7 protein-coding genes are annotated in these 9,297 nt (G+C 70.3%); 6 read left to right on the top strand and 1 reads right to left on the bottom strand.

The window, feature by feature from the left end; translation table 11 throughout:
• A partial coding sequence (gene alaS / locus KQ303_RS00235; protein WP_259728684.1) for an alanine--tRNA ligase occupies positions 1 to 2,628 on the bottom strand: 2,628 nt, incomplete at its 3' end.
• Positions 2,629 to 2,732: 104 nt separating this feature from the next.
• On the opposite strand from alaS, the gene KQ303_RS00230 reads away from it, so the two are divergent.
• The 6 genes from KQ303_RS00230 to KQ303_RS00205 form a co-directional block, all read left to right on the top strand.
• The gene (locus KQ303_RS00230; RefSeq protein ID WP_399232457.1) at positions 2,733 to 3,185 is read left to right on the top strand and encodes a hypothetical protein; all 453 of its coding nucleotides are present in this window, start codon (positions 2,733 to 2,735) and stop codon (positions 3,183 to 3,185) included.
• A gap of 21 nt (positions 3,186 to 3,206) precedes the next feature.
• Positions 3,207 to 6,395 (top strand): DEAD/DEAH box helicase, encoded by a 3,189-nt coding sequence (locus KQ303_RS00225; RefSeq protein WP_259728682.1) that lies wholly within the window; start codon positions 3,207 to 3,209, stop codon positions 6,393 to 6,395.
• A gap of 71 nt (positions 6,396 to 6,466) precedes the next feature.
• The gene (locus KQ303_RS00220) at positions 6,467 to 7,129 is read left to right on the top strand and encodes a DUF47 domain-containing protein (RefSeq protein WP_259728681.1); all 663 of its coding nucleotides are present in this window, start codon (positions 6,467 to 6,469) and stop codon (positions 7,127 to 7,129) included.
• A gap of 15 nt (positions 7,130 to 7,144) precedes the next feature.
• Entirely contained in the window at positions 7,145 to 8,257 is a 1,113-nt protein-coding gene (locus tag KQ303_RS00215) for an inorganic phosphate transporter (RefSeq protein WP_259728685.1), read from the top strand.
• The gene (locus tag KQ303_RS00210) at positions 8,258 to 8,752 is read left to right on the top strand and encodes a protein phosphatase (RefSeq protein WP_259728680.1); all 495 of its coding nucleotides are present in this window, start codon (positions 8,258 to 8,260) and stop codon (positions 8,750 to 8,752) included.
• Positions 8,749 to 9,297, top strand: a 549-nt coding sequence (locus tag KQ303_RS00205) for a 2OG-Fe(II) oxygenase (RefSeq protein ID WP_259728679.1), incomplete at its 3' end; no start/stop codon positions are given. The genes KQ303_RS00210 and KQ303_RS00205, both read left to right, overlap by 4 nt.

The raw sequence follows: 9,297 nt of genomic DNA, 5'->3' as shown, positions 1-9,297 counted from the left end.
GGCCTGGGCCAGGGCCGGGCGGCCGCCACCGCCACCGCCGCAGCGCTTGGCGATGGTGCCGATGAAGGCGCCCGCCTTGGCGCCCGCCTGCACCACCGCCGCGCCGAAGGCGGCCACCAGGATCACCTTGGTGAGGTCGGCGGGATCAGGCAGGCCGCCCAGCACCACCGCGCCCCCCTCACCCAGCTGCTGCTGCAGCTGCTGGGCCGCCCCCTGCAGACCGGCGCCTTCCACGCCATCGAGGCGGGCCACCAGCAGCTGGAAGGAGCCGAGCGGTTCCGCCTGGGCCGCCAGCGCCGCCGCCTTCGCCAGTGCCAGTTCGGCGCGGGCGGCGGCCAGGGCCTTGCCGGTGGCCTTGAGCTCCTCGGCCATAGCGCTCACCCGCTCCACGATTTCAGCGGGCTGGGCTTTGAAGCGGTCGCCCAGTTCACGCACCACCGCCTCGCGTTCGTTCAGGTAGGCCAGCACCGCCGGACCCGCCACCGCCTCGATGCGGCGGATGCCGGCCGCCACGCCGGTTTCGCTGACGATCTTGAACAGGCCGATCTCGGCGGTGTTGGCCACGTGGGTGCCACCGCACAGCTCCATCGACACCCCCGGCACATCCACCACCCGCACCTGGGCGTCGTACTTCTCGCCGAACATCGCCACCGCCCCGGCCGCGCGGGCCCGCTCCAGCTCCATCTCCTGCACCTCCAGCTCGTGGGCATCGGCGATCCAGCCGTTGATCAGTTCCTCGACCCGCTCCAGCTCCTCACGGCTCACGGCGCGGGGGCAGTGGAAGTCGAAGCGCAGGCGATCGAAATCCACCAGCGAACCCGCCTGGGCGATCGCGGGATCCACCAGCTGCTTGAGCGCCGCCTGCAGCAGGTGGGTGGCGGTGTGATGCGCCTGGGCGCGGCGGCGGCAGGCCCGGTCGACCCGGGCGATCACCCGATCACCGAGGCCCAGGCTGCCGCGCTCCACCCGGCCCTGATGCACGAACTGCTTGCGCAGGCGGCTCACCGCCTCCACCCGCACGATCACGCCCGCGTCGCCGGCGCCCTCGCTGCCGAGCACGCCGCCCAGCAGCAGGCCCCGGTCGCCGATCTGGCCGCCGGATTCGCCATAGAAGGGCGTGGCATCCAGCACCACCTGCACCGCCTCGCCCGCCACCGCCCGCTCGGCCGGGCTGCCGTTAACCACCAGCGCCAGCACCTGGCTGGGATGCTCCAGGGCGCCATAACCCTCGAAGCGAGTGTCGGGGAGGTCGGCCGCCGCGGCCGCCACCGCCCCCTGCACGGTGAGGTCCACACTCACGGCCGCTGCCTTGGCCCGCTGCCGCTGGGCCTCCATCGCCGCCTCGAAGCCGTCACGGTCGACCGTGAGCCCGTGCTCCTCGGCAATCTCCTCGGTGAGCTCCAGCGGGAAACCGTAGGTGTCGTAGAGCTCGAAGGCCTGGGCGCCGCTGATGGCGGCAGGGCGGGAGGCCAGCACCTCCGCCAGCAGCTTCTCGCCGCGCTCGAGCGTGTCGAGGAAGCGGGCCTCCTCGCGGCCCAACTCGGCCAGGATCGCATCACGCCGCTCCAGCAGCTGCGGGAAGGCCGGCGCCATCAGCGCGATCGCCGCTTCACCCATGGTGCGCAGGAAGGGCTGATCGATGCCGAGCAGGCGACCGTGGCGCACCACCCGCCGCAGCAGGCGCCGCAGGATGTAGCCGCGGCCCAGGTTCGACGCCGTGACCCCATCGCAGATCAGCTGGGTGATGGCGCGGCTGTGGTCACCGATCACCTTGAGCGAGGTGCGGCCCTTCTCCTCGAGCTGGCTGTAATCGACGCCGGCCAGCGTGGCAGCGGTGTGAATCAGCGGAACGATCAGATCGGTTTCGTAGTTGTTCGGCACGCCCTGCAGGATCTGGGCCATGCGCTCCAGACCCATGCCGGTGTCGATGTTGCGGTTCGCCAGAGGGGTGAGCGTTCCTTCCGCATCGCGGTTGAACTGCATGAACACCAGGTTGTAGAACTCGATGAAGCGGCTGTCGTCCTCCAGATCGATGGCGTCATCGCCGCGTTCGGGGTGGAAGTCGTAGTAGATCTCCGAGCAGGGGCCGCAGGGGCCGGTGGGGCCGGACACCCAGAAGTTGTCGGCTTCATCCATGCGGATGATCCGCTTCGGGTTCACCCCCACGACCTCGCGCCAGATCGCTTCGGCTTCGTCGTCTTCGCGGAACACGCTCACCACCAGGTGGCGGGGATCCAGGCCAAACACCTCGGTGCTCAGCTCCCAGGCCCAGGCAATCGCCTCGGCCTTGAAGTAATCGCCGAAGGAGAAGTTGCCCAGCATCTCGAAGAAGGTGTGGTGCCGCGCCGTGCGACCCACGTTCTCGATGTCGTTGGTGCGGATGCACTTCTGGCTGGTGGTGGCCCGCGCCGCCGGCCGCGGCGCCTGCCCCAGGAACACCGGCTTGAAGGGCAGCATGCCCGCGATCGTGAGCAGCACGGTGGGGTCGTCCGGCACCAGCGAGGCGCTGGGCAGGCGCCGGTGGTCGCGGGCGGCATAGAAGGCCAGGAATGCCTCGCGGATCTCGGCGCCGCTGCGGGGACGCGGCTGGGCCGCCGGGGAGGCGCTGGGAGAAGGTGCGGCAGCCATGGCCCGTCGCGGCGAAACAATGCGAAGCGCCCATCTTCGGCGAGCGCCCCCCTGACCGGATCCGGGGCGGCACCTTACGCTGCGCCCGCCCCGCCGTCGCTGTGCTGCCCGCCTCCGACCAGCCCCAGCCTCCGGCGCAGCCCAGGCCAACGCCACAGCCCCGCGCACGCCTGCGGCTGCAATCGATCAGCTGGGCGCTGCTGGCCGGGGGCGCGGCGGCGGCTCTCGGCCTGGGCGGGGGCCTGGAACCGGCCCTGCGGGCCGGGGGCTGCGGCTTCTTCTACGGCCTGCTGGCCTTTCACCTGCAGCGCGTCGACCCGGATGACGGGCACCTGCAGGCGGGGCTGGTGGGGGCGGTGTGCGGCCTGCTCAGCCTTGGCGCCGCCTTGGATCTGCCCCCGTTCGGGCCGCTGGCGTGGGGCCAGGGCCTGGCGCCGGGGCTGTCGTCGTTGATGATGGCGCTGATCCGTGCCTGGCTGCCCCTCTGGCTGCCTGTCGCGGGCGCTGCCCTGCTGCTGCAAGGTGCCCAGCGTCTGCTGCCCGCACTTCGGCCTTGATCAGGCCCTGACCCCCCGGCCATGAGCCTGCTGCATGCCACCTGGCTGACTTCCGGTATCGCCGCAGGGGCGACGGTGGGCAGTTTCGACCGGCCCGGTCTGCTGATCTGGGCTGACACCTGGCGGGTGGCGGCGCCGGTGACGCCGAAACGCACGCCGGAGCCCCACCCGCTCAGCCTCGACCAGGACGACCTGGGCGCCTGGCTGGAAGAGCACGCGCTCTGGTCTGAGGCCTTCCGCCCCGCCGTGGCCACCCTCACCCTGCCGAGCCGCAGCCAGAACGCCCGCGGCAGCAAGAGCAGCGGCAGCGCCGCCTGGAGTGGCCTGCCGCTGCAGGCCGGTGAGCCGATCCCAAAAGCGCTCAGCTGGTGGCCGTGGCAGGTGGAGGGCCTCTGGCTCAAGCCCGCCGCCGCCGCCGACTGGCTGGGGCAGCTGCCCCTTTCCGGCCATCACCCCGATCTGGCCGATGAACTGCGCTGGTGGAGCCACCTGCAGCGCTGGGCGCTGAGCCTGATCGCCCGCGGCCGCTGGTTGCCCCAGGTGGAACCCAGCGCCGGCGGCGCAGGCGGCCGGGCCCGCTGGGTGCCGCTGCTGAACCGGGAGGAGGATCGCCGCCGGCTGGAAGATCTGGCCGCGCAGCTGCCCCAGGTGGCGGTGGCGGCGCTGGCCCCCTCCGGCAACGGCCCTGGCGGGGGCGGAGGTGCTGGCGGTGGCCTGGGTGCCGGCATGGGCGTCGGGAATGGCGCCGCGCCGCTGGCCTGCTGGCGGCCGGGATCCGGCCGGCTGCGGGTGGTGGCGATCCTCGCCGATCTGCTCGATGGCCAGATGCGCGAGAGCTTCGTGCCGGCCACCGAAGGGCTGGATCCGCTGCTGGCGGCCTGGCAGCGGGCACTCGGCCCCGGCGATGGGCGGCTCGACCTGTCGGCGGAGGACGCGGAACGGCTCGCCACCGCCACCCACCACTGGCGGGAAGCGGTGGCCGGCCGTGTGGCGCCGGCCCACACCTGCCTGGAGCTGGAGATTCCGGCGGAAGGCGACGAGCTCTGGCCGCTGCGCTTCAGCCTGCAGGGGGAAGCCGACCCGAGCCTGAAAATGGCGGCGACAGCGGTGTGGTCGGCCGGAGCCGGCACCGTGCAGCTGGGCGAAATCGCCGTGCAGCAGCCGGGTGAGCTGCTGCTGGAGGGCCTGGGCCGGGCCCTGCAGGTGTTCGAGCCGATCGAGCGCGGCCTCGACACGGCCACACCGGAGCAGATGGCGCTGACGCCTGCCGAAGCCTTCGTGCTGGTGCGCACCGCCGCCGCCCGCCTGCGCGACGTGGGCGTGGGCGTGGTGCTGCCGCCGAGCCTGAGCGGCGGCCTGGCCAGCCGCCTGGGGCTATCGATCACGGCGGATCTGCCGCCCAGTTCGCGCGGTTTCAGCCTGGGCGAATCGCTCGAATGGACTTGGGAGCTGATGATCGGCGGCGTCACCTTGAGCCTGCGCGATCTGGAGCGGCTGGCGGGCAAGCGCAGCCCGCTGGTGCAGCACAAGGGGGCCTGGATCGAACTGCGCCCCGGCGATCTGCGCAACGCCGAGAAGTTCTGCGCCCTCGATCCACCGCTCAGCCTCGACGACGCCCTGCGGGTGACGGGCAACGAAGGGGAAACGCTGCAGCGGCTGCCGGTGCACCGCTTCACGGCGGGGCCACGGCTGCAGGCGGTGCTGGAGCAATACCACCAGCAGAAGGCCCCCGATCCGCTGCCCGCCCCGGAAGGATTCGCCGGCCAGTTGCGCCCCTACCAGGAACGGGGCCTGGGCTGGCTGGCCTTCCTGCACCGCTTCGATCAGGGCGCCTGCCTGGCCGACGACATGGGCCTGGGCAAGACGATCCAGCTGCTGGCCTTCCTGCAGCACCTCAAGGCGGAGCAGGAGCTGAAGCGACCGGTGCTGCTGGTGGCGCCCACCTCCGTGCTCACCAACTGGAAGCGGGAGGCGGCGGCCTTCACGCCCGAACTGGAGGTGCGTGAGCACTACGGGCCGCGCCGCCCCGCCACCGACGCCGCCCTGAAGAAGGCGCTCAAGGGGGTGGATCTGCTGCTCACCAGCTACGGCCTGCTGCAACGCGACAACGAACTGCTGGCGGCGATCGACTGGCAGGGGATGGTGATCGATGAAGCGCAGGCGATCAAGAACCCCAGCTCGAAGCAGAGCCAGTCGGCGCGGGATCTGGCGCGGGCGGGCAAGCAGAGCCGCTTCCGCATCGCCCTCACCGGCACGCCGGTGGAGAACCGGGTGAGCGAGCTGTGGGCGCTGATGGATTTCCTCAACCCGCGCGTGCTGGGCGAGGAGGAATTCTTCCGCCAGCGCTACCGACTGCCGATCGAGCGCTACGGCGACACCGCCTCCCTGCGCGACCTCAAGGCACGCGTGGGGCCGTTCATCCTGCGGCGCCTCAAGACCGACAAATCGATCATCTCCGACCTGCCCGAGAAGGTGGAGCTGAACGAGTGGGTGGGGCTCTCGCCGGAGCAGGTGACGCTCTACCGCAAGACGGTGGACGACAGCCTCGATGCCATCGCCCGGGCGCCGCTGGGCCAGAAGCACGGCCAGGTGCTGGCGCTGCTCACCAAGCTGAAGCAGATCTGCAACCACCCGGCGCTGGCGCTGAAGGAAACCGGCGTGGGCAGCGGCTTCGCCAGCCGCTCCGCCAAGGTGCAACGCCTCGACGAGATCGTGGAGGAGGTGATCGAAGCGGGCGATCGGGCGCTGCTGTTCACCCAGTTCGCCGAATGGGGCCACCTGCTGCAGGTCCACCTGCAGCAGCGCTTCCGCCAGGAGGTGCCCTTCCTGTATGGCAGCAGCAGCAAGAGCGAGCGGCAGGCGATGGTCGACCGCTTCCAGGAGGATCCGCGCGGCCCGCAGCTGTTCCTGCTGTCGTTGAAGGCCGGTGGGGTGGGCCTCAACCTCACGCGCGCCAGCCATGTGTTCCACATCGACCGCTGGTGGAACCCGGCGGTGGAGAACCAGGCCACCGACCGCGCCTACCGCATCGGCCAGACCAACCGGGTAATGGTGCACAAGTTCATCACCAGCGGCTCGGTGGAGGAGAAGATCGACCGCATGATCCGCGAGAAAGCCCGCCTGGCCGAAGACATCATCGGCAGCGGCGAGGAATGGCTCGGCGGGCTCGACCCCGGCCAGCTGCGCGACCTGGTGGCGCTCGACGACTGAGCGGCGCCGTGGCCCGAGCCAGCGGCAGCGGGTACGGTGCAGGCACGGCTGGATCGGGGAGAGGTTGACAGGTGGCGAATGAGACTCCACCGCTGTTCGGCAAGACCCGCTTCCTGGAAGGCCTGATCGACGAGTTCCTCGACAAGATCGCCGAAGGGGTGATCGTGGGGGAGCTGGGCCTCAAGGCCTATCTCTGCGGCAGTGAAGAAGAAACGGTCTGCCTGGAGAGGCTCAACCAGCTCACCGAGATCAAACGGCGTTGCAGTGAACTGCGCCGCACGATCGTGACCATGCTCTACACCGAGATGCTGCTGCCCGATGCCCGCGGCGATGTGCTGCGGCTGCTCGGCAGCCTGTTCGCCCTGCTCGATGACATGGGCGACGACTTTGAGGAGCTGATGATCGTGCAACCCCAGCGGCTGCCGGAATTCGGCACGGATTTCGCCGAACTCACGGCGATGGCGATCCGCGGCGTGCAGGCGGTGCTGGTGGCGGCGCGCACCTTCTTCCGCACCCCGGCGGCGGTGCGCGACCACCTCAACGAGGTGCGGGTGTTCGAGGACGAAACAGACCGACTCGCCTACAAGCTCAAACGCCGGATCGTGGCCGCCGATCTGAGTTTCGAGCAGCGCACGCTGCTGCGGGAAACGGCGGCCATGCTCGATGCCCTGGCCGACAAGGCGGAGAACATCGGCGACGACCTTTCCATCTTCGCGATCAAGCGATCCCTCTGAGCCGCCGCCTTGACCATGGCCCTGATCGTCACGCTCATCTTTCTCTCCAGCGGCCTGTTCCTCGGCTGGTCGATGGGCGCGAACGACGCCTCCAACGCCTTCGGCACCGCGGTGGCCACGCGGATGATCCGCTTCCCCACCGCCGCCTTTCTCTGCAGCACGTTCGTGATCATCGGGGCGGTCACCAGCGGCAGCGGCGCCGCGGAGGGGCTCAGCCAGCTGGGCGCGATCAACGCGCTGCCGGGGGCGTTCACCGCCGCCCTGGCCGCGGCGCTCACGGTGGCCTGGATGAGCGCTGTGGGGCTGCCGGCCTCCACCGGCCAGGCGGTGGTGGGCTCGATCATCGGCTGGAACCTGTTCAGTGGCTCCCCCACCAACCTGGGCACGCTGGGCCGGATCGCGGCCACCTGGGTGGTGTCGCCAGTGCTCGGGGCGATCTTCGCGATGGTGATGTACAAGCTGCTGGTGGCCTGGATCAGCCTCACGCGGCCACACCTGCTCTCGCTCGATCGCAACACCCGCAGCGGCCTGCTGCTGGCGGGGATCTTCGGCTCCTACGCGATCGGCGCCAACGGCATCGGCAATGTGATGGGCTTCTTCGTGGAGGCCTCACCGTTCCGTGATCTCAGCTTCGGGACGTTCGAGGTGTCGTCGGTGGAGCAGCTGTTTCTGATCGGTGCCATCGCCGTGGCGGTGGGTGTGTACACCTATTCCCGCCGCGTGATGATGACCGTGGGCGACAGCCTGCTCACCCTCTCCCCTCTGGCGGCGCTGGTGGTTGTGGTGTCGCATTCGCTGGTGCTGTTTCTGTTTTCCTCCACGGCGCTGGAGAGCCTGCTGGCGAGCTGGGGGCTGCCCACGATTCCGCTGCTGCCGGTGTCGGGCTCGCAGGCGGTGATCGGTTCGGTGCTGGGCATCGGCCTGCTGCAGGGCATGAAGGGGGTGCGCCAGATCCGCTGGGGCGTGCTGGGCGGCATCGCCTCCGGCTGGATCACCACGCCCCTGATCGCGGCGGTGATCGGTTTCGTGCTGCTGTTCGTGGTGCAGAACGTGTTCGGCCAGGAGGTGTACCAGGCGAGCCGGCCGCTGGCGGTGGCAGTGTTGGCGGCAGGTCCCGCTGCACCCTGAATGTCAGCCCCTCCCACCGCATCCGCTCCTGAACAGCTGCAGGCGGCGCTGTTTCAGTTCGCCATCGACGAGCTGGTGCGCCAGCACCGCAGCAGCTTTCCGCCGCTGTGGACCACCGAGAGCTGGGCGAAATTGATGATCTGGCTGGCACTCAGCTGCGGCTGCAGCGGCGACGACGAGGGCCTGCGCCAGTTCGCGGCGGCGCTGGAGCCAACCCTGGCCCGCACCCTGCGGCAGACATTCTTCGAGCGGACATTGGAGGATCTGGAGCTGCGCCTGCTGGCCGATCCGGCCGACAGCCAGGTGGTGGTGCTGCCGCTACACCCCTCGGTGGCGCTGCCGCCCGAACGGGTGGCCGAAGCGCTGGCCCGCGTCGGGCTCAACGAGCTGGTGGCGGGTCCAGCCGGCTGGCAGCAGCTGGAGGGTCTGGTGGCCGTGCCCTGGGCCAGCAAGGTGGCCGAAGCTGCCGGCTCCACCGACGCTGCTCAAGCATGAACCTGATCGGCACCTACCGCAACGCCGGCTACGCGGCTCTCGCCGACGGCATCTGCGCCTTCTACGAACGCCGCGCCGACCTGCAGCGCCGCGGCGTCGCCTTCGGTGAGCCGCAGGGCGGTAGCGATGCTGCCGCTGCCACCGGTGCTGGCGCCACACCTGCCAAGGTGTCGACCGACATCAGCCTGGTGGCGATCGACCGCAGCGATCCGGAGGCCTACGCCCTGGCCGAGGTGATCGTGCGCGGCGTAAACGCCGGGCTGGAGCGTTACCTGCAGGAGCGTCCGCTGCTGCGCCAGTGTGCGCCAGAGCAGGCGCTGTTCGTGCTGCCGATCTTCAACCTGCAGCGCTACGCCCCCGGCGAAGCCTTCCACGCCTGGCACTGCGACTGGACCACCAGCGAGGAGGCCACCGAGCCGATCCGCCGCCTGCTGGCCTGGATCCTCTACTGCAACGACGTCCCCGACGGCGGCACCGAATTCCACTGGCAAGACCACCACGTGGAAGCCGTGAAAGGCACCCTGGCGATCTTCCCGGCAGGCATC

Origin of the sequence: Synechococcus sp. CS-1333 (assembly GCF_025128015.1) — a bacterium.
In the GTDB taxonomy this organism is placed as follows: domain Bacteria; phylum Cyanobacteriota; class Cyanobacteriia; order PCC-6307; family Cyanobiaceae; genus MW101C3.
The sequence above is the reverse complement of the archived record's forward strand: the minus strand, read 5'-3'. Positions and strand labels throughout refer to the sequence as shown.